The organism is Mesorhizobium sp. P160927, from assembly GCF_057766385.1.
Map to the genome: position 1 here is coordinate 3,551,569 of NZ_JBYMDW010000001.1, position 22,619 is coordinate 3,574,187.

22 protein-coding genes are annotated in these 22,619 nt (G+C 63.7%); 15 read left to right on the forward strand and 7 right to left on the reverse strand.

What is annotated here, in order from left to right; genetic code table 11:
• The first annotated feature begins 27 nt into the window (after positions 1 to 27).
• Genes AC3CB8_RS17210 through lpxK form a run of 4 tightly spaced genes read left to right on the forward strand, consistent with a single transcriptional unit; the run spans position 28 to position 3,410 of the window.
• Positions 28 to 273, forward strand: a complete 246-nt coding sequence (locus AC3CB8_RS17210; RefSeq protein ID WP_015318348.1) for a DUF4170 domain-containing protein — start codon at positions 28 to 30, stop codon at positions 271 to 273.
• Between the two features lie 5 nt (positions 274 to 278).
• Positions 279 to 1,070, forward strand: coding sequence for a lysophospholipid acyltransferase family protein (locus tag AC3CB8_RS17215; RefSeq protein ID WP_023774532.1), 792 nt, complete (start codon positions 279 to 281; stop codon positions 1,068 to 1,070).
• Complete coding sequence (gene waaA / locus AC3CB8_RS17220) at positions 1,067 to 2,383, forward strand: lipid IV(A) 3-deoxy-D-manno-octulosonic acid transferase (RefSeq protein WP_023774531.1); 1,317 nt, start codon at positions 1,067 to 1,069, stop codon at positions 2,381 to 2,383. Before AC3CB8_RS17215 ends, waaA begins: the two co-directional genes overlap by 4 nt.
• 1 nt (position 2,384) lies before the next feature.
• Positions 2,385 to 3,410, forward strand: coding sequence for a tetraacyldisaccharide 4'-kinase (gene lpxK / locus AC3CB8_RS17225; RefSeq protein WP_352550394.1), 1,026 nt, complete (start codon positions 2,385 to 2,387; stop codon positions 3,408 to 3,410).
• Between the two features lie 93 nt (positions 3,411 to 3,503).
• Here the strand turns inward: lpxK and AC3CB8_RS17230 are convergent, their stop codons facing one another.
• Positions 3,504 to 3,737, reverse strand: a complete 234-nt coding sequence (locus AC3CB8_RS17230; protein WP_023774529.1) for a DUF2093 domain-containing protein — start codon at positions 3,735 to 3,737, stop codon at positions 3,504 to 3,506.
• A 114-nt stretch (positions 3,738 to 3,851) separates the two neighbouring features.
• Between AC3CB8_RS17230 and AC3CB8_RS17235 the strand changes: the two genes are divergently transcribed.
• Positions 3,852 to 4,451, forward strand: a complete 600-nt coding sequence (locus AC3CB8_RS17235) for a hypothetical protein (protein WP_023795559.1) — start codon at positions 3,852 to 3,854, stop codon at positions 4,449 to 4,451.
• A 61-nt stretch (positions 4,452 to 4,512) separates the two neighbouring features.
• Here AC3CB8_RS17235 and AC3CB8_RS17240 read toward each other — a convergent pair whose 3' ends face one another.
• Entirely contained in the window at positions 4,513 to 5,439 is a 927-nt protein-coding gene (locus AC3CB8_RS17240; protein WP_023795560.1) for a LysR substrate-binding domain-containing protein, read from the reverse strand.
• A 90-nt stretch (positions 5,440 to 5,529) separates the two neighbouring features.
• Between AC3CB8_RS17240 and AC3CB8_RS17245 the strand changes: the two genes are divergently transcribed.
• On the forward strand, positions 5,530 to 6,423 hold the full coding sequence (locus AC3CB8_RS17245) for a DMT family transporter (RefSeq protein ID WP_023795561.1): 894 nt from the start codon (positions 5,530 to 5,532) through the stop codon (positions 6,421 to 6,423).
• 104 nt (positions 6,424 to 6,527) lie between these two features.
• Complete coding sequence (locus AC3CB8_RS17250) at positions 6,528 to 7,319, forward strand: hypothetical protein (RefSeq protein WP_023774525.1); 792 nt, start codon at positions 6,528 to 6,530, stop codon at positions 7,317 to 7,319.
• Between the two features lie 22 nt (positions 7,320 to 7,341).
• On the opposite strand, the gene mutL is transcribed toward AC3CB8_RS17250, so the two are convergent.
• Complete coding sequence (gene mutL / locus AC3CB8_RS17255) at positions 7,342 to 9,231, reverse strand: DNA mismatch repair endonuclease MutL (protein ID WP_023774524.1); 1,890 nt, start codon at positions 9,229 to 9,231, stop codon at positions 7,342 to 7,344.
• A gap of 55 nt (positions 9,232 to 9,286) precedes the next feature.
• Positions 9,287 to 10,249: a GlxA family transcriptional regulator gene (locus tag AC3CB8_RS17260; protein WP_352726510.1), complete on the reverse strand. Its 963-nt coding sequence runs from the start codon at positions 10,247 to 10,249 to the stop codon at positions 9,287 to 9,289.
• A 113-nt stretch (positions 10,250 to 10,362) separates the two neighbouring features.
• On the opposite strand from AC3CB8_RS17260, the gene AC3CB8_RS17265 reads away from it, so the two are divergent.
• The gene (locus tag AC3CB8_RS17265; RefSeq protein WP_352563051.1) at positions 10,363 to 10,671 is read left to right on the forward strand and encodes a putative quinol monooxygenase; all 309 of its coding nucleotides are present in this window, start codon (positions 10,363 to 10,365) and stop codon (positions 10,669 to 10,671) included.
• A gap of 54 nt (positions 10,672 to 10,725) precedes the next feature.
• On the opposite strand, the gene AC3CB8_RS17270 is transcribed toward AC3CB8_RS17265, so the two are convergent.
• Positions 10,726 to 11,628 carry a LysR substrate-binding domain-containing protein gene (locus AC3CB8_RS17270; RefSeq protein WP_023774521.1) on the reverse strand — a complete coding sequence of 301 codons (903 nt, stop codon included), beginning with the start codon at positions 11,626 to 11,628 and terminating at the stop codon, positions 10,726 to 10,728.
• A 92-nt stretch (positions 11,629 to 11,720) separates the two neighbouring features.
• On the opposite strand from AC3CB8_RS17270, the gene AC3CB8_RS17275 reads away from it, so the two are divergent.
• From AC3CB8_RS17275 to AC3CB8_RS17300, 6 genes are all read left to right on the forward strand, one after another.
• Complete coding sequence (locus AC3CB8_RS17275) at positions 11,721 to 13,271, forward strand: trimethylamine methyltransferase family protein (protein WP_352726508.1); 1,551 nt, start codon at positions 11,721 to 11,723, stop codon at positions 13,269 to 13,271.
• A 45-nt stretch (positions 13,272 to 13,316) separates the two neighbouring features.
• Positions 13,317 to 14,963, forward strand: a complete 1,647-nt coding sequence (locus AC3CB8_RS17280; protein WP_352563052.1) for an ABC transporter substrate-binding protein — start codon at positions 13,317 to 13,319, stop codon at positions 14,961 to 14,963.
• A 74-nt stretch (positions 14,964 to 15,037) separates the two neighbouring features.
• On the forward strand, positions 15,038 to 17,020 hold the full coding sequence (locus AC3CB8_RS17285) for an oxidoreductase (RefSeq protein WP_352563053.1): 1,983 nt from the start codon (positions 15,038 to 15,040) through the stop codon (positions 17,018 to 17,020).
• Positions 17,021 to 17,072: 52 nt separating this feature from the next.
• On the forward strand, positions 17,073 to 18,182 hold the full coding sequence (locus AC3CB8_RS17290; RefSeq protein ID WP_352563054.1) for a mandelate racemase/muconate lactonizing enzyme family protein: 1,110 nt from the start codon (positions 17,073 to 17,075) through the stop codon (positions 18,180 to 18,182).
• A 124-nt stretch (positions 18,183 to 18,306) separates the two neighbouring features.
• Positions 18,307 to 18,783, forward strand: coding sequence for a DUF3828 domain-containing protein (locus AC3CB8_RS17295; RefSeq protein ID WP_023774516.1), 477 nt, complete (start codon positions 18,307 to 18,309; stop codon positions 18,781 to 18,783).
• 4 nt (positions 18,784 to 18,787) lie between these two features.
• A complete protein-coding gene (locus tag AC3CB8_RS17300; protein WP_352550403.1) occupies positions 18,788 to 19,393 on the forward strand; it encodes a hypothetical protein in 606 nt (201 codons plus the stop codon).
• An 8-nt stretch (positions 19,394 to 19,401) separates the two neighbouring features.
• Here the strand turns inward: AC3CB8_RS17300 and queF are convergent, their stop codons facing one another.
• Positions 19,402 to 19,863 (reverse strand): preQ(1) synthase, encoded by a 462-nt coding sequence (gene queF, locus AC3CB8_RS17305; RefSeq protein ID WP_023773362.1) that lies wholly within the window; start codon positions 19,861 to 19,863, stop codon positions 19,402 to 19,404.
• A 57-nt stretch (positions 19,864 to 19,920) separates the two neighbouring features.
• On the opposite strand from queF, the gene AC3CB8_RS17310 reads away from it, so the two are divergent.
• Positions 19,921 to 21,966 carry an oxidoreductase gene (locus AC3CB8_RS17310; RefSeq protein WP_352550404.1) on the forward strand — a complete coding sequence of 682 codons (2,046 nt, stop codon included), beginning with the start codon at positions 19,921 to 19,923 and terminating at the stop codon, positions 21,964 to 21,966.
• Between the two features lie 100 nt (positions 21,967 to 22,066).
• On the opposite strand, the gene AC3CB8_RS17315 is transcribed toward AC3CB8_RS17310, so the two are convergent.
• Entirely contained in the window at positions 22,067 to 22,474 is a 408-nt protein-coding gene (locus AC3CB8_RS17315) for a hypothetical protein (protein WP_023773361.1), read from the reverse strand.
• Between the last annotated feature and the right edge of the window lie 145 nt (positions 22,475 to 22,619).

Consider the following 22,619-nt stretch of genomic DNA (forward strand, 5'->3'; position numbering starts at 1 on the left):
CAAACTCACGATATGTGAAGGATCGACATGGCCGCGGAAGACGGAAAGAAACAGCTTTTGCATCTGGTGTTCGGCGGCGAACTGAAGAAGCTTGGCGGCACCGAGTTCCGCGATCTCGATGCGCTCGACATCGTCGGCGTCTATCCGGATTATCAATCCGCGCACACGGCGTGGAAAGCCAAGGCGCAGGCCAGTGTGGACAATGCCCATATGCGTTATTTCGTCGTTCATCTGCACCGTTTGCTGGATCCCGATAGCAAGGCCGCCGGTTGACTTCGATGGAGCATGATCTGGCGAAAGAGCCAGCCGGCGAGGCCGCGCCCACGGGCAGGGGCCGCAGCCGCACGACCAAGGCCTTCTGGCGCAGGATTCGCGAACCGCTCGCGCAGTCGCGATTCGTCAAGAACGCCATTGCCAGCCTGCTCGCGCAGTTCGTGCGGCTGGTTCGCCTGACCAGCCCCCTGGTCGCCGGATCGGCGCGCTTTTCGGGCGGCGCCTATGCCGAGTTCGAGCCGGGGATCATTGCTCTATGGCATGGCCAGCACCTTTTGACGCCGGCCTATTATCCCAAGCGCAAGCCGCTGGTTGCCATGGTGTCGCGCAGCGCCGATGCCGAGCTCAACGCCCTGATGCTGGAGAAATTCGGCATCGAGGCGGTGCGCGGTTCGGGTGGGCGCGACAATGCCAGGCATCTCGACAAGGGCGGGGCCAAGGCGCTCATCGCCCTCAAAAAGTCGCTCACATCAGGCAAGAACGTCGCCATGATCGCAGACATTCCCCATGGTACCCCGCGCGATGCAGGGCTCGGTATCGTTCTCCTGGCTCGCCTCTCCGGCCGGCCGCTGCTGCCCGTCGCCATCGCCACCAGCCGCCGCAAGGTGCTGGAAAAGAGCTGGGACAAGACCACCATCAACCTGCCCTTCGGCCGCTCCGCCGTGACCATCGGTGCGCCGATCTTCGTGGCGGCGGATGCCGATGACGCCGAAATGGAGCGCAAGCGCCAGGAAATCACCACGGCCCTCAATGCCGCGACCGCCGAGGCCTACCGCCTCGTGGACGGTCCGCGATGAGCGGCCGCTGGGCCCGCACGATGTTGTCGGCATACCGCTTTGCCGGCGCTGCCGCCTATCCGCTGGTCGGGCCTTACGTCGCCTGGCGCACCTCGCGCGGCAAGGAAGACCGCAATCGCCGCCGCGAGCGCTACGGCGTCGCCGGCCGGCCGCGCCCCGAGGGCCCGGTGATCTGGATCCACGCCGCGAGCGTCGGCGAGACCTTGGCCGTCGTGCCGCTTGTCGAAAGCATCCTCGACTATGGCGTCAACATCGTGCTGACGACCGGTACGGTCACCTCGGCCCAGGTCGTCGACGAGCGGCTCGGCGATCGCATCATCCACCAATATGTGCCACTCGATCTGAAGCCGGCGGTCAGCCGCTTCCTCGATCACTGGAAACCCGATCTGGCGATCATCGCCGAATCCGAGATATGGCCGATGACCATCCTCGAACTCGGTGCCCGCCACGTGCCGCAGGTGCTGGTCAATGGCCGGCTCTCCGATCGCTCCTTCACGTCTTGGAAGAAGCGGGCCAACATCGCCGAGGCCCTGTTCGAGAATCTGGCCCATGTAGTTGCCCAGTCCGACGTCGATGGCGAGCGTTTTCGGGCGCTCGGCGCCCGGCCGGTCACTGTGTCGGGCAATCTCAAGGTCGACACCAACCCGCCGCCGGTCGACTTGCGAGCGCTTGGCACATTGCAGCGGCAGATCGGCGATCGCCCGACCTGGGCGGCGATCTCGACCCATGATGGCGAGGAAGTGGTCGCCGCGGAAGTTCACGCGACGCTGCACAGGCGTCACCACGGGCTTTTGACGATCGTCGTTCCGCGCCATCCCGATCGGGCCGAAGCCCTTGCCCTGCAGATTTCCGGCATGGGCCTTAAAGTCGCCCGGCGCAGCAAGGGCGACCGTATCGGAGGCGATACCGATGTCCTGCTTGGCGATACGATCGGCGAAATGGGCTTGTATCTCCGGTTGACCGAAATCGCTTTCGTCGGCCGCTCGCTGACCTCCGAAGGCGGCCAGAATCCGCTTGAGCCGGCCATGCTCGACACCGCCGTTCTCGCCGGGCGCAACGTGCAGAATTTTCGCGAAGCCTATCAGCGCCTGCTCGACAGCGGCGGCGCCAAGCTGGTGCGCGACCGCGACATGCTGGCCGGCGCCGTCAATTTCCTCCTGACCAACGAAGTGGCGCGCCACGAGATGATGGCGGCGGGGATCGCGACTGTCGATGAGATGCGCGGCGCACTGGCACGCACGCTCAAATCGCTCGAACCCTATATCCAGCCGCTGGTGGTCAAGGCGCGCCTAAAGGGCGCCAACGGGCGTTAAAATGGCCTCCGAAGCACCGCCATTCTGGTGGGAAGAGCCGGACTGGAAGGTCCTAGCGCTGTCGCCGTTATCGGCTGTCTACGCGCTGGTCGCCGGTCGCGGCATGCGGCGGGCCCGGCGCGAGAAGATCCAGGCGCCGGTTCTGTGCGTCGGCAATTTCACCGTCGGCGGCACCGGCAAGACACCGGTGGCGATCGCACTCGCCCAACAGGCCAAGCGCATGCATCTGAAGCCCGGGTTCCTGTCGCGCGGCCACGGCGGTTCCTTCGCCGAGCCGCATGTCGTCAATGCCAGCCATGACAGCGCCAGGCATGTCGGCGACGAACCGCTGCTGCTGGCCGAACATGCCCCGGTGGCGGTGACGCCGAACCGTGCCGCCGGCGCCCGGCTGCTGCTGGAAAAACACGGTTGCGATTTCCTGATCATGGACGACGGCTTCCAGAGCGCGCGCATCCACATCGATTATGCGCTGGTCGTGGTCGATGCCCGCTACGGGATCGGCAATGGCCGCGTCATCCCGGGCGGTCCGCTCAGGGCCAAGATCGTCGACCAGTTGGTCTTCACCAGCGGGCTGCTGAAGATGGGCGAGGGCACGGCCGCCGACGCCGTGGTCCGCCGAGCCGCGCGTGCCGGCCGGCCGATCTTCGAGGCCCACACGGAGCCGAGAAGCACGGCCGGGCTTGCCGGCAAGCAGTTCCTGGCCTTTGCCGGCATCGGGCATCCCGAAAAGTTCTTCGACACGGTGCGTGACGCCGGGGGCGAAGTGGTGCTGCCCAGGCCCTTTCCGGACCATCACTTCTACGCCGAGGACGAGCTTACCGAACTGGCCGCGACGGCACGCGCCGAAGGCCTTGGCCTGATCACCACCGCCAAGGACGCCGTCCGGCTGCGTCACAACGCTCCGCAGGACTTTCTCGACCGTCTCGACGTGCTGGAAATCGACACGGTGTTCGAGCTTGATCACATGCCCGAACGGATCATCGGGGAAACGCTCGATGCCTGGCGGCAGCGCAAGCTGAGAAACTAAAGCTATTCCAGGAAGAGTGCGTAGCGGTTTTCCGTCCGGAATTGCATAAACAAAGAAGGAGAGCGGTCAAATTCTATCAAACGCCGAGCCGCTCTAACTCCGTTTGCGCAACTCCGGATGCACCTCGATTTCGCGGCGCAGCGATGCGGTGGCGTTCACGTAGGGCTCCTGCCTGGCGACGCTCCAGTATTTCAGCTCGTCCAACGGGATGCTTTCGCCCGTCACGGCGCAGCGCACGAACGAGCCCGGGCTGGTGACCTGGAAATCGCCATCGAGATAGCGGATGCGGGCTTCCTTGCTGCCCGGGCCTTCGAAACGGTTCATCATGCAACGGCACTTGAGTTCATCGGGATTCAATCGCCATAAATCGTGGGCAAGGTCAAGCTTGGCGCAATGCTCATATACTATTGCGGTTCGGCACAATGGTTGTCAGGAAGCGCCATGGACATCGCCAATGCCAGTATGACGTCTTTGCTGAAAGAAGCGCTCATTCCCGAGCCGGTGCCTTCGCCCAAGGCCGATCCCGCGACCGCGGCTCTGGTCAAGGCGCTCGTCCAGCCGCAGGCGCCCGCGATCGTGCAATCGGCGCAGTTCGCCGCCCAGGCGCTGCAAGGCTCGCTACCGCGGTCGGCCGGTCAAACGTCGCAACGCCTGTCTTCCCCCGAGATCGAGGATGCCTACCGGGCCGTCATGGAACCTGACGCCACCCACCATGCATTGGCACAAGCCTCGACGGGTGGGGCAGGGCCGGACGCCGATCAGGCTTCGCGCGGCCTGGCCCCGCCGCGGATAACGGCCAACGACAGTACCCCGAAACTGGCGGCGGCGCCGGCCCCGACCACATTCTCGCCGGTCGTCTCTGCCGCCGCGGTGTTGGTCGCGGCCAACGCCAACGCGCCGCAACCGCGCGGCGCCTCCATCCGTCCGGCGGGCCATGCTCCCCGATCCGAGCCAGTTCCTTCGTCGCTGTGGACGATATCGATCGTAACGGCCATCGTCTCCGCCGCAACCACCACGATCGTGCTTTTGCTGTTCCGTTAGTCTAGGCGAGTATCACGATCCGACAGCGGCCGTCACGCATGTCTCCGAGATACGTCAGCGCCTAATCGTCATCCTGCAGGAAAGCTTCCAGCCTTGCCGAAGCAAGCCCGGCCTGTTCGGCAATGCGCCTGGCGAGATCCGCGGCGGCCGCGCGCGGCCGGCCAATCGGACGATCCAGCCAGTAGGAAACGGGATTGAGCGCGGTGCGACCGTCAACCGCGACGAGGCGGCCGGACTGTATCTGGTGCTCGGTGAGCGGCGGCCGCGCCAGCGCGATGCCGAGGCCATGAGCCGCTGCATCGAGCACCAGATTGTAATCCTCGAAACGCCGATCTTGCGGGCGCGGCCGGTAGTCCATGTCCTGCGCGGCCAACCATGCGCGCCAGCCCGAAGCGTCGGAATCGTTGATCAGCGGGAATTTGAGCAACCGGGCCGGATCGCCGCTGCCGATCTCCCGTGCGAGGCCCGGCGAGGCGATCGGGAAGAGATATTCTTCGAACAGTTGCACCGAGACCCGGCCCGGGATGCGGCCGCGACCGCAGCGCACCGACAGGTCGATGCCTTCGTCGGCCAGATCGGCCTGGCGGTTGTCGACATCGAGCACGATGCGCAGGCGGGTGGGGTCGTTCTCCAGCGCCGCCATGCGCGGCATCAGCCACAGGCCGCTCACCGAAGGAATGGAGGCCAGGCGCACCACAGCGGTGCCGCGCGGCTCCACCCACCGGTCGGAATTGACCGAGATCAGCGCGAAGGCTTCGGTGGTCCTGAGATGCAGGCGATTGCCTTCGTTGGTCAGCGTAACGCCACGCGCGCCGCGCTCGAAAACCTTCAGGCCAAGCCAGTCCTCGAGTTTGGCGACCTGCCGGCTGACCGCGCCATGCGTGAGGTTGAGTTTTTCGGCGGCGGCCGAGAAGCTCCCCGTGCGCGCCGCCGCGTCGAAAGCGCGCAACGTCTCCAAAGGCAGCATGCTGTTCGAGCTGTGATCCATGCTCACAGGTGACCCTCGATTTGGTCGTTTGTCAATTAACCTGGAAAGGCGTTTCCTGCTCCCGAGACCTGAAGAATCCGAGGCACTGGGATGAGCACGACGACAGGCACATTGAATTCGACACAGCGGATGGACACCACGGCCGCCATCGCAGTGGCGCTGACCGTGATCGGCTGGGCCTCGGCCTTCCCCGCAATCCGGGCCGGGCTCGCCGCCTTTCAGCCGCTGGAGCTTGGCGCCCTGCGCTTTGCCATAGCCGCCGTGCCGGCTGCGATCTTCCTAGCCGTCAAGCGTCCGGCATTGCCCAGGATCGGCGATCTCTGGCGCTTCGCCTTTGGCGGCGCCATTTTCGTCGCGCTCTACACGGCGATGCTCAATTTCGGCGAACTGACCGTATCGGCCGGAGCCGCCGGCTTCATCATCAATGTCAGTCCCATCTTTACCGCCATCATGGCAATGGCGCTGCTCGGCGAGCGCTTCTCGGGCCTGGCCTGGATCGGTACGGTCATCTCCTTCGGCGGCATCGGCATCATCGCCGTCGCCGACGGGCACGGGCTTCATTTCAATGCCGGGGCGCTGCTGGTGCTTGGCTCGGCCCTCTGCTCGGCCGTCAACACCATCGTCCAGAAGCCGCTGTTTGCCCGTCATCATCCGCTGACGATCGCGGCGTCCAACATGGTGCTCGGCGCGCTCTGCCTGGCGCCCTTCCTGCCCGCCGCTCTCCAGCAGGCCGCTGTCGCCGACACCGCCGGCCTCGGCGCAGTCATCTATCTCGGCATCGTGCCGAGCCTGATCGCCTATGCGGCCTGGGCAACGGCCCTGTCGCGCCTGCCGGCGGCGCGTGCCTCGAACTTCCTCTATCTGGTCTCGCCGATGTCGGCCCTGATCGGCTTCTTCTGGCTGGGCGAGGTGCCGACGCTGCTCGGCATCCTCGGCGGCGCGCTGGCGCTGGGCGGTGTCATCGTGGTGAATTTGAAACGCTGATTCAAAAGCTTGCGATGTTTCCCTGACTCGTACCGGGAACCACTGATCTCATCGCCAGTTGACGGCTGCCGCAAGGCAAGGCAACTGTCACGCAGTCTTGGCGGATGGTCGACGCGGGGCGCTGCGAGGTCGGGATGGGAAGACGTTTTATCTCAACGGTCGTTTGCTTGTTGCTGCTTAACGCGAAAGCCGTCGCGGGTTGGTACCACGTGGAAAACTACGAGGGTTTCCTCGGCCCGTCTCCCATCCATTTCTCCATACAGACATATGATAGCTTGGGCAGCGCGCCAAAGGTCGATGGAAGCTACTTCTACGACGCGAAGCAAAGCCCGATTGCGCTGTATGGCACGGTCAGCGGCACCAAGTTCGTGCTTTGCGAGATCTCGGACGACAACGAATTCTATCGGATAATGGTGCAGGGGCCGAGACCCGCTGTCGATACCACAAGCTGCCCATTCTCCCTCGACCTCAATGGAAACGCTGTGACCGGAAGCTGGAGCAAGGGCACGGACAGATATCCCGTCACCCTCACGAAAGTAGCGAGCCTGGATGACACCGGCGATGCGAAGACCGATGGCACTGTCGAGATTTCCTTCTGGGCGCAGACAGCCACCGACAGGTTTTCGGGAATTTACACAGATACCAGCGCCGGCCTTTGCATGGAAAAAATGCGTGTCATCAAAAAGAGCAGCCGCAGGGTTGTCCAGGAAATTACCTTCCCCGATGACGACGTGTGCAGTGCCGGCATGCTGATGACGACCATCTACATGAACGTCGAGAGATGGGTGGAGCGAGGCAAGGACGTCATTTCCGTGAATTTTCGAGGCGGTGGCGCCGGAACCGCGGTCGATTACGTCTTCAATGGACGGACGGGGAAATATCAATGCAGGAAATGAGGGCTGGCCGCCGGGCAGCGCTTCAGCGCCGCCCGAACAGCCTTTCGATATCGGCCAGCTTGAGCTCGATATAGGTCGGGCGGCCATGGTTGCAGGTGCCGGATCCCGGCGTTGCTTCCATCTGGCGCAGCAGCGCGTTCATCTCCTCGGCCTTGAGCAGCCGCCCGGAGCGCACCGAGCCATGGCAGGCCATGGTGGCGGCGATCTTGTCCAGCCGTTGCTTGAGCGTCTCGACCGTGTCGTTGTCGGCAATCTCGTCGGCAAGGTCGCGGACCAATTGCTGGACGTTGGTCTCGCCGAGCATCGACGGCGTCTCGCGCACGGCAACCGCACCCGGTCCGAAACGCTCGATGCCGAGGCCGAAGCGGGCGAGCGTTTCGGAATGCATGGCCAGCCGTTCGGCGTCCTCCTCCGGCAGATCGATAATCTCGGGCAGGAGCAGCATCTGTGACGGCACCGGCCGCGCGTGCAGCGCGTTCTTCAGCGCCTCATAAACCAGCCGCTCATGGGCTGCGTGCTGGTCGACGATGATGAGCGAATCGTTGGTCTGGGCGACGATATAGTTCTCATGCACCTGCGCGCGCGCGGCCCCCAGCACCGCGCCGAGCAGCGTCTCCGCTGCCTCGCTCTGCCCGGCGCGCGCATCGGCGGTGGCAAGCGAGCCGGCATCGAACGCGGCTTGCTCATTTTCGCGAAATCCGCCCTGTCTGGCGCCGGTGCGTTCAAAGCCCGGGCTGTCGAATTGCATGTCGAGCGGACGCTGCGGCGAGCGCCTGGGATCGAAGCCGGCGGCGCCTGAAGCGCGATAGGCCGCGTCGTAGCTGCGATGGCCGTTGGCCGGGCCGGGATGCGCATAGGACGGGCTGCCCGGCCGGAACGCTGCCATCATCCCAGCGGCACCGGTGGTGGCCGAGCGGATGCCGGCATCGGCCAATGCTTGCCGGATCGCGCCGACGATCAGCCCGCGCACGAGGCCCGGATCGCGGAAGCGGACATCGGCCTTGGCCGGATGGACGTTGACGTCGACGATGGCCGGATCGAGCGAAACAAACAGTACCGTCACCGCATGGCGGTCGCGCGGCAGGACGTCGGCGAAGGCGCCGCGGATCGCTCCGGCGATCAGCTTGTCGCGCACCGGGCGGCCATTGACATAGGCATATTGCTGCAATGCGTTGGCGCGGGTGAAGGAGGGGATCGACACATGGCCGGTCAGGTGCACGCCTTCGCGCATCGCGTCGATGGCAATGGAATTGTCGGGAAAGTCGGCGCCCATCACCTGCGCGACCCGGCGCAGGCTGCCGTCCGCGCTATCCTCGGTGGCCGGCAGTTCCAGCGTCGTGCGGTCGGAACCGGCCATCGTGAAACGCACCGTGGGAAAGGCGATGGCGATGCGCTTGACGATGTCGCTGATGGCCGAGCTTTCGGCGCGTTCGCCCTTCATGAATTTCAGCCGTGCCGGTGTGGCGAAGAACAGGTCGCGCACCTCGACGGTCGTGCCGCGATTGGCCGCCGCCGGCCTGACGGGCAGGATGCGGCCGCCCTCGATGCCGATCTCGGCCGCGCTGTCGCCCGAGGCCGTGCGCGAGCGGATCGACAGCCGCGACACCGAGCCGATCGATGGCAACGCTTCGCCGCGAAAGCCGAGCGAGCGGATGTCGTTGATGTCCTCGGTGAGCTTGGAGGTGCAGTGACGTGCAATGGCCAGCGCCAGTTCCTGTTCGGGAATGCCAAGGCCGTCATCGGTGACGCGGATCAGGTTCAGCCCGCCACCCGATGTGACGACTTCTACCTTGCTGGCCCCGGCATCTAGCGCATTCTCGACCAGTTCCTTGACCACGCTCGCCGGACGCTCGATGACTTCGCCGGCGGCGATCTGGTTGATCATCGTTTCGGAAAGCTGGCGGATGGGCATGGGGGTACTATAGGCGGATTCGTCTCGTGCGGGAGGGGAGAATTGCCAGGGTGGATCAGTTTGCAGCGCGGATTTCGCGCACGCCCTTGCGAAGCCGCCGACGCAACAGATTGCGCAACGTCACCCCGTCGCCGTAGCCGACCTTGGCGGCAATCTCATCGACACTATCGGATGTGGTCTTCAACAAATGCACAGCCTGCTCGACGCGCAGATCCTGGAAATAGGATAGCGGCGTCTTGCCAAGTACGTCGTTGACCCGCCGCGACAGCGTCCGCTTGCTGGCACCCAGCGCCGCCGCCGCTTCGTCGAGATTGAAACCGGCGGCGAGATGGCCGCGCGCCCAGCGCTCGAAACGTTCTACCAGCGGGTTCGAATGGGCGAGGTGGTCGGAGATTGCATAGGCCGATTGCAACGGCCGGCTGTCGACGATGAGGTATTTCGCAGTCAGCGCGGCGAGCTCGGGACTGGTCTGGCGGATCACCATCAAAGCGAGATCGATATGGCCGAGCGCCGCACCCGCGGTTGCTAACTGCCCATCATTGATCAGCATTCGCGAAGCATCGAGCCGCACTTGCGGGTAACGTTGCCGGAACATCGGCGCCAGCCACCAGGTTGTGGTCGACGGCCGCCCATCGAGCAGGCCGGTCTCTGCCAGCACAAACGTACCGATGCAGGCAGCACCAATGCGCGCGCCGGCTTTGGCCGCGTCACGCAAGGCCACGACCGCCTCCGCGACATCCGGCCTGAGCAGCGCCTTGCCGAGCGGATCAGGCATCTTCTGGCCGAGTGCCGGAATGAGAAGCCAGTCCGGCGCCGGCTCACTGCCGATTGCCGACATCGGAACCTGCAGGCCTTGCGCCGTCAGCACCCTGTCCCTGACGCCGACAATGGTTGTGCTGAAGCGGGCGGGCGGCTCCGGCAGCAGGCCCGCCAGTTCGTTGGCGGTGCCGAAAACGTCGAGCACCGTAGCGAGGCCGGTGTCAAAGGCGCCATCGAGAACAAGCACGGAAATGTTCATGGCAAGAATTATATCAAAGATGTCATTTTTGCCAATACGATTTTCACGCCATTCCTGCGAGGCTTGAAATCGACGGCCGGTTCGGCCGCACGAATACCAACAGGAGGATTGAGATGATCAAGCTCGCGCTGTTCGCACGTTTCGAGGCCAAGCCCGGCAAGGAGAAGGACGTCGCCGCATTCCTGAGCGAGGGATTGCGGATGGCCAACCAGGAGGCGAAGACGCCGATCTGGTTCGCCCTTCGGCTTTCGCCAAGCGTCTTTGGCGTCTTCGATGCCTTTCATGATGAGACAGGACGCCAGGCGCATCTCACCGGCGAGATTGCCAAGGCACTGATGGCCAACGCCGAAGCGCTGTTCGTCGGCCTCCCGACTATCGACAAAATCGACGTGCTCGGGCTGAAGAACGACGGCTCGGTCTGATCTCTTTCAGCACGCGAACGCAATCCGGTCATGCGCCGGATTGCGCCGACGCATTTACGCTTGCGCCAGCAGCCAATCCCTTACCTTGCGCGCATTGTCGCTGAGCTCGCGGTTCTTCGGCCAGACGACGTAGAAAGCGGTGCCCGTCTTCATGACGTGATCCGTCACCGGCACCAGCAGTCCGGTCGACAGCAGCCGTTCGACAAGGTGGCGCCAGCCGAGCGCGATGCCTTGCCCTTCCATGACCGCCTGGATCACGATCGCATAGTCATTGATGCGCAAGCCACGCTCCGCATTGCGGAGGCTGGTTCCGGCCGACCGGAACCATTCGTCCCAGTTCGGGGCCTCGCGATAGGGCTCCTCAAGATGAATGAGGCGGTGTGTCGCCAATTGCTCCACGGTCTCCGGCTGGCCGAATTTCGTCAGATAGCTGGGACCCGCGACCGGAAAGATCTCTTCGTCGGAGAGCGATAGCGAGTGGTAGTCCGGCCAGTCGCGTGGCACGCCTCCGCGCACGGCGAGCGGAATGCCTTCCGCGATGATGTCGAGATCTCGGTCGCCGGTCTGGATGCGCAGATCGATGCCCGGCAGTTCGTCGCGGAACCGCTGCAGGCGCGGCATCATCCAGAACGAGCCGAAGGCCGTCGAGGCGGCGAGCGTCACATGGCCGCCAGTCGCCTGCAGACGCAGGTCCTCCGCCGACTTCCGGATGTGGGAAAGGCCGAGCGAGACGTCGGCATGGAAGCGCTCGCCGGCCTCGGTCAGGCTGACCTGGCGGTGGCGGCGCTGGAATAGCGTGGCGCCAAGCTGTTCTTCCAACCCGCGCACGGCATAGGAGACCGCGGCCTGCGTCATGCCGAGCTCGCGCCCGGCGGCGGTGAAACTCGACAACCGGCCGGCGGCTTCGAAGACGACAAGGCTGCCGGCGGAGGGCAAGAGATGGCGCAGGCTTCGCATAAGCTCAGCTTATACAAGAGATCAGGATTTTCCAGCGTCACAGTCGAATTTCACCTCGCTAAGTTGACCGGGATCGAAGGGATGGAGGCTCCATGAACGCGCCGGCCGCTGAATTGACCGAGCAAACCCATCGCCGTGGTGGTGGCCGTCTCGGGCGCAAGGCGATGAGGAGCGCGCCGATTGCCTCGTTCCCGACCCTGGTGCGCCAGATTCCGGTCTATGAGATCGTTCCCGATGAGGCGGTGGAACTGATCCACGAGGAATCGCTCAAGATACTCGAAGAAGTGGGGTGCGAATTCCGCGACGACGGAGCCATCGAGCTCTGGAATGCGGCTGGCGCCGATGTCAGGGAAACGCGCGTGCGCATCGACCGCGCGCTTCTGATGGAGCTCGTCTCGAAAGTTCCATCGGAATTCACGCTCAATGCACGCAATCCCGAGCGCACGGTCCGCGTTGGCGGCAAGAACTCGATCTTCGTGCCCATGTATGGCGCGCCGTACATACGCGACCTCGACAACAACAGGCGCTACGGCACGCTTGCCGACCTCAACAATTTCCACAAGCTTGCCTATATGGCGCCGGCGCTGCATTCCTCGAGTTCGGTCATCTGCGAGCCGATGGAAATCGCCGTGCCGAAGCGGCATCTGCACATCATCCATTCGGCGCTGAAACATTCCGACAAGCCGTTCATGGGCATCGTGACCTCGAAGGAGCGCGCCGAGGACACGATGGCGATGGCTGCAATCGTCTTCGGCGAGGAGTTCGTCCGTGAGAACCCGGTGCTGGTGGCGATCACCAACTGCAATTCGCCGCTGGTCTGGGACGCCACCATGATCGATGCGATGCGGGTCTATGCAAGCCACAACCAGCCGCTGATCCTGGCGCCGTTCGCGCTCTGCGGCGCCTCGACCGCGGCGTCGGCCGTCGGCGCGGTGGCCCAAGTCAATGCCGAGGCGCTCGCGGGCGTGGCCCTGACCCAGCTCATCCGTCCCGGTTCGCCCCAGATCTACGGCCAGTTCATGGTCACGGTCGACATGAAGACCGGCGCTCCCATGGGCGGCACGCCGGAGGCCGCCCAGATGATGTACTTGATGGGTGCGCTGGCGCGGAAATACAAACTGCCGTGGCGCACGTCGGGCTTTCATGTCGGCTCGAAGCTCAACGATGCCCAGGCTGGCTACGAGGCGAACATGCTGATGCATGCGGCCATCCTCGCCGGCGCCAACTACATCTGGCATTCGGCCGGATGGCTGGAAGCGGGTCTCACCTGCGGTTACTCGAAATTCGCCACCGACTGCGAACAGCTTGTCGGCTGGTACAAATATGCCGGCGGCCTGCCTTTCGACGATTTCAAGGAAGCGATGGCGGCGATCCGCGAGGTCGGGCCGCAGGGCCATTTCCTCGGCACCCAGCACACGCTAGAGCATTTCGAGAAGGCTTTCTTCATGCCTAGCATCATGGATTTCAACTCCTACGAACAATGGAAGGCGGAAGGGGCGAAGGACCATGACACGCGCGGCCGCGAGAAGGCGCGCAACATGCTCGCCGACTATGAGGAGCCGAAACTCGACGAGGGCATCGCCGACGGTCTCAAGGATCTGATCGCGCGGCGCGAGGAACAACTGCCTGACAGCGTCAGTTGAAAAAAGCAGGCAAAGACCTCACGGGAACAACAAGGGGAGAATGACATGACGATTTTCAGAAGCAACGGCGACCGTGTGCCGCCCGCAATCGAAGCGATGGCAGCGGAAGCGAAGGCGGGTCGCATGGACCGGCGCGAGTTCCTGGCGCTGGCCAGCGCGCTTGGTGCGTCAACGGCATTTGCCTATGGCATGATCGGCCTCGCGCCGACGCAAGCTGTGGCCGAGGAACCGAAGAAGGGCGGGACGCTGCACATCTCGATGGCGGTGAAAGCGCAGAAGGATCCGCGCACTTACGACTGGGTGGAACTGGCCAACATCTCGCGCAGCTGGCTGGAGCCTCTGGTGCGCTACACCAAGCAATTCACCTTCGAGCCGGTGCTGCTCGAAAGCTGGGACATCAACGACGACGCCACCGAATACACGCTGCATGTGCGCAAGGGCGTCACCTGGAACAATGGCGATGCCTTCGGCGCCGATGACGTGGTCCACAATGTGACGCGCTGGTGCGAGAAGGGCGTCGCCGGCAACTCGATGGCGGCCCGCGTCGGTGCGCTGATCGATGCCAAGACCGGCAAGGCCAGGGACGGCGCCATCACCAAGGTCGACGACAACACGGTCAAGCTGAAGCTCAGCGAGCCCGATATTTCGCTCATTCCCAATTTCACCGATTATCCGGCGCTCGTCGTGCACCGCAATTTCGACGCCGATGGCGCCGATCCGATCAAGAAGCCGATCGGCACGGGAGCGTTCGAACTGGTCTCTTACGACGTCGGCCAGAAGGCGGTGGTCAAGCGCCGCGAGAACGGCAAATGGTGGGGCGGCGAGGCGCCGCTCGACGGCATCGAATTCATCGACTACGGCACCGATTTCAACGCCACTGTGAACGCGTTCGATTCCGGTGAAATCGACCTCAACTTCGAGTCGCCCGCCGACTTCATCGACATTCTCGACAAGATGGGGCTGCAGAAGTCGGAGGTCGCGACCGCCACCACGCTGGTTGCCCGCACCAACATCACGCACAAGCCCTACGACGATCAGCGGGTTCGCAATGCGCTGCAGATGGCGGTCGACAACAACGCGGTGCTGCAGCTCGGCTACAACGGCCGCGGCACGGTCGGCGAGAACCACCATGTCAGCCCGATCCATCCCGAATATTATGCCCTGCCCAAGAAGGAGCGCGACGCCGCCGGCGCCAAGAAGCTGATGGCGGACGCCGGGCAGGCCGACTTCGAGCACGAGCTGATCACCATCGAGGACGACTGGCAGAAGAACACCGGCGACGCGATCGCCGGCCAGCTGCGTGACGCCGGCATCAAGGTCAAGCGCACGGTGCTGCCGGGCTCGACCTTCTGGAACGACTGGACCAAATATCCCTATTCGATGACCATCTGGTACATGCGCCCGCTCGGTGTCCAGGTGCTGGCGCTGGGATATCGCACCGGCGAGGCCTGGAACGAAACGGCCTATTCCAATCCCGATTTCGACGCCAAGCTCAAGCAGGCGCTGTCGCTGATCGACGTCGCCAAGCGCAAGGAGGTGATGAAGGATGTCGAGCAGATCCTGCAGGACTCCGGCGTCATCATCCAGCCGTTCTGGCAGAAGCTCTACAGTCACACGAACAAGAGGGTAAAGAACTACGGCGTCCACCAGACCTTCGAAATGGACCTCCAGAACGTCTGGCTGGACGCCTGACGCCAGAGGTTCAGCCACACAGCGCCGGCGTTCCCTTGCGCCGGCGCAATGCAGCCGATGGGGAGAGAATTTGCATGCCCGGCCGGGTCTTCAAACGTTTGTTCGAGCCGGCCACCTTGCGTGGCAAAACATTGCGCAACAGGATCGTGTTTGGAGCCCATACGGCGAACATGGCCGAGAACGGGCTGCCGACCGAACGCCATGTCGGCTACTACGCGGAACGCGCCATCGGCGGCGCCGGCATGATCGTGGTCGAGCCGATGCCCGTGCATCAGGCCGCCGTGCTTACCCGTGGCAATTTCAGCCCTTCCGATGACCGCGTCATCCCGCATTTTCGCAAGGTGACGGAGGCGATCCGCGGTAACGGCGCCGTCGCCATCCAGCAGCTCTATCATGTCGGTCAGCACGCGGACGCGGACAACTCGTTTCACCCCGGTTGGTCGCCGTCGGGCCTGCCGAGCTACCACGATTCCGACGGTTCGCATCGGATGTCCGAAGCCGAGATCGAAGAAACGATCGACGGCTTTGTCCAGGCCGCGCGCCGTTGCCACGAGGCCGGCTTCGACGGCGTCGAGGTCTGGGCGGCGTACCATTCGATGCTGGACCAGTTCTGGACACCCTGGTCGAACCGCCGGGACGACCGATGGGGCGGCAGCCTCGAAAATCGCACCCGGATGAGCCGTGAGGTGATGACCAGGATTCGCCGGGAATGCGGCGATGATTTCATCATCGGTCTGGCAATCACTGATGAGCCCGAAGTCGAAGTGGCGCTGAAGCGCGAAGCGCTGGCCGAGATCATCGACCTCCACGACCGCGACGCCTTGATGGACTATGTCACTTGCGGGACGGGTTCCTACTTCGATTTCTACAAGATCATGCCGACCTTTGTTTATCCGGAAAAGCTCGGTGCCGACCTGGCGTCCGTGCTGAAATCCACCGTGCGCCACGCGTTGATCACCGCCGAGAGCCATATCCGCACGCCCGAGAACGCCGAGAGCGTGCTGAGCGAAGGCCACGCCGATCTCGTTTCCATCGTGCGTGGGCAGATCGCCGATCCGCATCTGGCTGCAAAGGCTGCCGCCGGCCGGCCGCAGGACATTCGAGGCTGCCTGTCCTGCAACCAGATGTGCTGGGGCCGGCGCAGCCGTGACTACTGGATCAGCTGCGTCATCAATCCTTCCGCGGGGCGGGAATGGGAGTGGGGCGGCGACCGCTTTGCTCCGGCCGGCCAGCCGAAGCGCGTACTGGTCGTCGGTGGCGGCGCGGCCGGTCTCGAAGCGGCGCGCGCCGCCGCCGAGCGCGGCCATCGCGTCACGCTAGCCGAGGCATCCGACCGCCTTGGGGGGCAGTTCCGTCTTGCCGGACTGCAGCCGCGCCGTGCCCAGATTCTGGACCTGATCGACTGGTACGAGCGCCAGCTCGGCCAGCTCCAGGTCGACATCCGCTACGGGCAGTATGTCGAAGCTGACGATGTCGAGCGCGAAGGCGCCGATCACGTGATCGTCGCGACCGGGTCGATGCCGCCGGACGGCGCTTTCCAGCGGGCCTTGCCGCACTGGGAGAGCATTCCGGGCGGCGGTCCGGTGCTCTCGGCCGAAGCGGTGATGGCGCGCGAGGCGAGGCCGGGAAAAAATGTTCTCTTGCTGGACGATGGCGGCAATTGGAAGGGCTGCGGCACCGCCTGGAAACTCGCCGAGGATGGTCACAATGTGACGCTTGTGACACCGGACGCCCTGGTCGGCAAAGAGCTTCAGCGAATGGCCGTCGATGCGCCGCTGCGACGGGCACTCGCCAAGCTGAAGGTGCGGTTTGTGACCGAGAGCGCCGTCGTTCATTGGGACGGCAGGGCGGCCAGGATCGCTTCGCTGCTCGACGGGACCGAGCAGCAGGTCGAGGCCGACGCTTTGGTCTTCGCCGCAACCAGCATGGCGCGGGACAGCCTCTCCATCGAGCTCGAAAGGCGCGGAATTGCGCATACCTCCATCGGCGATTGCACCGCCTCCAGACAGGCGGCCTTTGCCATTCATGACGGGCGCAAGGTGGCGCTTGGTCTTTGACCATCGCGAAAGGTGCCATACCAGGCAAGGCATGAACGGGGCTAATGTCTGAATGCGTATCAGGGCGATCAAGGTCTATCAGGTGCTTCTGCCTGTTAAAGGCGGCGCCTACCGGATGGCCAGCGACACCGTGCAGAATTTGGACAGCACGCTGGTTGAAGTCACCACTGAGGATGGACTGTCAGGGTGGGGTGAGACTTGCCCGATCGGCCCTGTTTATCAACCTCAGCATGCTCTGGGCGCGAGAGCGGCAATTGCTGAAATAGCGCCGGGACTCATGGGCGAGGACACAGCGTCCATGCGCCGCCTCGCCAAACGAATGGACGAACGGCTGAACGGTCACAACTATGCCAAGGCGGCCTTGGACATAGCTCTCCTCGACCTCGCCGGCCAGCGGCTGGGCGTCCCTGTTTCAACACTTCTCGGCGGTGCGCTCACCGATCGCGTGCCGTCATACTACTCGACGACCGTCGGTGCTCCGGACGAGACCGCGCGTATTGCCGCCGACAAGGTCAATGCCGGATATCCACGGCTTCAGATCAAGATCGGCGGGCGGGATCTCGAACAAGATGTCGCCACTGTGCACAAAGTATGGGAGGCGGTTGGCTTCAAGGCTCGGATAGCCGTCGACGCCAATCGCGGTCTGACCGCTGCCGCGGCGCTGCACATCGATCGGCTTTGCCAGGCAATCCCGTTCGCGTTCGAACAGCCTTGCAACACCATGGAGGAAGTCGCTGGTCTCAAAGGACGCGTTACGCATCCGATCTATCTCGATGAGAGTACCGAGGATTTGAATGCCGTGCTTCGGGCAGTTTCGTCAGGGATCGCGGACGGATTCGGATTGAAGGTCACTCGTCTTGGTGGTCTCACCAAAATGGCCACGGTCCGCGACCTGTGTGCGATACGATCTCTTCCGCACAGCTGCGACGATGCCTGGGGCGGAGACGTCATCGCCGCGGCATGCGTCCACCTCGCCGCTACCGTCGAGCCGAGACGTTTTGAGGGAGCCTGGATCGCCCAGGAGTACATCGAAGGGCATACAGATCCCGCAAACCCGATCGTGATCGAGAACGGGCATATACGCGTCCCGCAGATCCCAGGGCTCGGTGTCAAGCCTGAGCGCTCCCAACTCAACGCGCCGATCGCCACTTTCGGAGACTAAGGATCGTTGGATTTGATCTATGCAAGCAGACGCGCCGCCCGGAGGCTTCATGGGCCGCAAAAAAGCCGATATGCACGATGCGTGATATTGATTGCTTTCCGCAGCCAAACATTCGGGGAAATCCATGAAACTGCTGCTCGCTGCCATCCTGTCGATTGCCGCACCAGCCGCGGCATTGGCCGGCCCGGCGTCCGACGCCGTGAAGTTCTTCTATGTCCCGCAGGTCAAGTTCGAGGCCGACGCGCAATACCGCGATCGCTTCACCGAGCCGGTGACGAAACTGTTCGACCTCAACGACCAGGCGACCAAGAAGAATCCGGACCAGGTCGCCTGTATCGACTTCGACCCCGGCCTCGACGCGCAGGATTTCGACCAGAAGGCCCTTTCCAGGACATTGAAGCTGTCCGAAACGGTGGAGGGCGACACGGCGCAGGTGATTGCGAGTTTCAGTCTTTTTCCGGAAGGAGACGATTCGCAGCGCGAAATGCACTGGTCGCTGAAGAAGGTCGACGGCAAGTGGAAGATATCGGACATTGCATCGAAGACCAGCGACTGGACGCTGAGCCAGCTCGAGTGCATGGCGGGCCAAGATCCGGAGTGATGGGATGGCCGGTCGCACGCTTCTTTTGTTCTCGGCCATGTGCCTGCTGGCGGCGGGCTTGAACGGCGCAGCTGCTCAGGGGCTGTTGGGCGCGCCGCCGGCAAAAGCTCCGGCCGGGACCGCGCCCGACAGCGTGACGCCGCAGGCAACCACGCCTGGCGGCGCCGCGGGGCCGCCGACGCCACCCGTCGCATGGCCGCCGAGCGAGCCTGCCGCTCCAATCCAGCCGGGGTCGCCGACAGCGGTGGTGCGGCCGTTCTACGATCAGGTCGGCCTGGAGGTCGATCCGGCTCAGCGCGGCCATTTCATCGATCCGGCGAAAACCGTGCTCGACAAAAGCGACGCCTTGCGCAAATCCGGGCAAGGCGAGTGCCTGGATCCCAACATGGCGCTCGACAATGCGGACTACGACAAGGCCGAGATCGACAAGAGCCTGAAGACGCTCGAAGCGATCAACGGCGACCAGGCCAAGGTGATCGTCGCCTTCGTCGTCGCCGGTAACCCGCACCGCCTCGAATGGAAGTTCAAGAAGGTCGATGGCGAATGGAAGATATCGGACCTTTTGTCGGTGACCGGCGAATGGGCGCTCAGCCAGTACCAGTGCGAATGATGGCCGAACTAGCCGCGCCCGCGATAGGGAGCCACGCCGGTATCCGGCAGCCAGGCGCCTTCGGGCGGAGCGCCGGTCTGCCAGAACACGTCGATCGGAATGCCGCCGCGCGGATACCAATAGCCGCCTATGCGCAACCAGAGCGGCTTGGTCGCGGCCACGATGCGACGTCCGATCATCACCGTGCAGTCTTCATGGAAGGCGCCATGGTTGCGAAACGAGGTCATGAACAGCTTGAGCGACTTCGATTCCACCAGGGCGGCATCAGGTGCGTAGTCGATGACGATATGGGCGAAATCCGGCTGTCCGGTCACCGGGCAGAGCGAGGTGAATTCCGGGCAGGTAAAGCGCACAATCGCCGGTGGTCCGTCGCCGCGCGAAAACGGCACGGTTTCCAGGACCGCGGCTTCGGGGCTCTGTGGCGTCTCGACCTGCGTGCCGAGCTGGGTGAGATTTTTGGTATCGATCATGTGCGGTTTCCCTTGGATTTGCCGCTCATTAGCACAAATTAAAACGGCAGGAAGACGATGACCAGCAACGACCCGCTTCTCCAACCCTACCAGCTCAAGCATTTGACGCTGAAGAACCGGGTGATGTCGACCAGTCACGAGCCGGCTTACTCGGAGGACGGCATGCCGAAGGAGCGCTACCGGCTCTACCATGCCGAAAAGGCCAAGGGCGGCATGGCGCTGACCATGACCGCGGGCTCGGCCATCGTTTCGCGCGACAGCCCGGCTGCCTTCGGCAATCTGCACGTCTATGACGACCGCATCGTGCCGTGGCTGGCTGAACTCACCGATGCCTGCCACGAGCACGACTGCAAGGTGATGATCCAGATCACCCATCTTGGCCGCCGCACGGGTTGGAACAAGGCCGACTGGCTGCCGGTGCTCTCGGCTTCGCCGGTGCGCGAGCCGGCGCATCGCGCTTTCCCCAAGACCATCGAGGAGTGGGATATCGAGCGCATCGTCGCCGACTATGCATCGGCCGCCCAGCGCTGCCAGGCGGCCGGGCTCGACGGCATCGAGTTCGAATCCTACGGCCATCTGATGGACGGCTTCTGGTCGCCTGCCACCAATCATCGCGATGACGAGTATGGCGGTCCGCTCGACAACCGCCTGCGCTTCACCAACATGGTGCTCGATGCGGTGCGGACGGCGGTCGGCGACAAATTCGTCGTCGGCATCCGCATGGTCGCCGACGAAGATTTCGACAAAGGCCTGTCGAAGGAGGAGGGCGTCGAGATCGCCAGGCGGCTGGCCGGCTCCGGCAAGCTCGATTTCCTCAACATCATCCGGGGCTCGATCGAGACCGACGCGGCGCTCACCAAGGTCATTCCGGTGACCGGCATGCGGTCTTCGCCGCATCTCGATTTCGCCGGTGAGGTAAGGGCGGCGACGAAATTCCCGACCTTCCACGCGGCGCGCATTTCCGACGTCGCCACCGCGCGCCATGCGATCGCCACCGGCAAGCTCGACATGGTCGGCATGACACGCGCCCACATCGCCGATCCGCACATCATCAAGAAGGTGATGGAGGGCCGCGAGCACGAGATACGTCCCTGTGTCGGCGCTACCTATTGTCTCGACCGCATCTATGAAGGCGGCGAGGCGCTGTGCGTTCACAATGCGGCGACCGGCCGCGAGGCGGATATCCCGCACATCATTGTCAAGACGGAAGGGCCTAAGCGGAAAGTGGTGGTCGTCGGCGCCGGCGCTGGTGGGCTGGAGGCGGCGCGCGTCGCAGCCGAGCGCGGTCATCAAGTGACGATCCTCGAGGCATCATCACAAGCGGGCGGCCAGGTGCGTCTGGCGACCCAGAACCCGCGCCGCAAGGAATTGATCGGCATCATCGACTGGCGACTGGCCGAACTCGCCCGGCTCGGCGTCGAGATCCGCTACGACACCTGGGCGGAACAGAACGATGTTCTGGCGCTGGCGCCCGATGTCGTGGTGATCGCCACCGGTGGCCTGCCGCAGAACCCGCCGCTGGCCTCCGGCGACAATCTCGTCACCTCGAGCTGGGACATCATGGCCGGCAGCGTCAAGTCGGCCGAGAATGTGTTGCTCTACGACGACAATGGCGGCCATCAGGGCATGGGCGCGGCCGAACTGATTGCCAACAGCGGCTCGAAGCTGGAACTGGTTTCGCCGGAACGCTTCTTCGCCCCCGAAATGGGCGGCATGAACCACGTACCCTATGTCAGGGCCTTCCAGGAAAAGGGCGTCACGGTCACCATCAATACCCGCCTGCGCTCGGTGCGGCGTGAGGGCAATCAACTGATCGCGGAACTCGCTTCGGATTTCGCCGATGGCTGGCGCGGAGAGCGCAGGGTCGATCAGGTGGTGGTCGAGCACGGCACGGCGCCGCTCGACGATCTGTATCTTTCGCTGAAACCGCTGTCGAAGAACGGTGGTGCGGTCGACTATGAGCGTCTGGTCAATGGCGGCGACATTTTTCCCAAGCGCAACGTGGATGGCGGCTTCGTGCTCTTGCGCATCGGCGACGCCGTTGCCTCGCGCAACATCCACGCCGCCATCTATGACGGGATCAGGTTCGGGATCAGGATTTGATCACGATCAGGTGGCGCGCAACGGCCTTTGCAAGGAGAGCCATCTGCCGCTCTGGTCCGTTGCGCGCCGCGCATGATCGGCTTTCACCGGCCGTGCGATTCTAAAACATCTTGGCGGTCGCCATGCAAAGCACGGTGATGACCAGCAGCCCGCCGGCGATGCGTTCGCCCCTGGTCATTTTCGCGCGCAGCTCCGTTTGGCTCGCGGCATCGGCGCCGGCAAGCTGCCTGCTGGCGGAGCCCACCAGCGCGCCTTGCACGCCGGCGGCGATCAGCGCCGTCAAAATTCCGAGCGCCAGTACCTTTTCCATCGAGCCGAAAGCACCCTCATGAAAGAAATACCAGAGCAGGAAACCGGTCAGGAAAGCCAAACCGGCCGCGCCCATTTGCGGCCGGAAGAACCGCTCTGCCCGGATGTCCGGATCGCGGCCAACCGCGATGGTCGTGCCGGCCCAGAAGACGCCGGCCATGACGTGCAGGCCGATGACAGCGATATAAACGTATTGCATGACCGCATTCCTCTCATTCGCCCACCGCCTACGCGCCGCAACCATGTTGCAATGCCACCGATAAAGCAAAATTAGATATCTAACGGTTAGATGTCAATCATGAAGCCAAGTTTCACATTCCCACTGCTTGCTCTACTGTCAGATC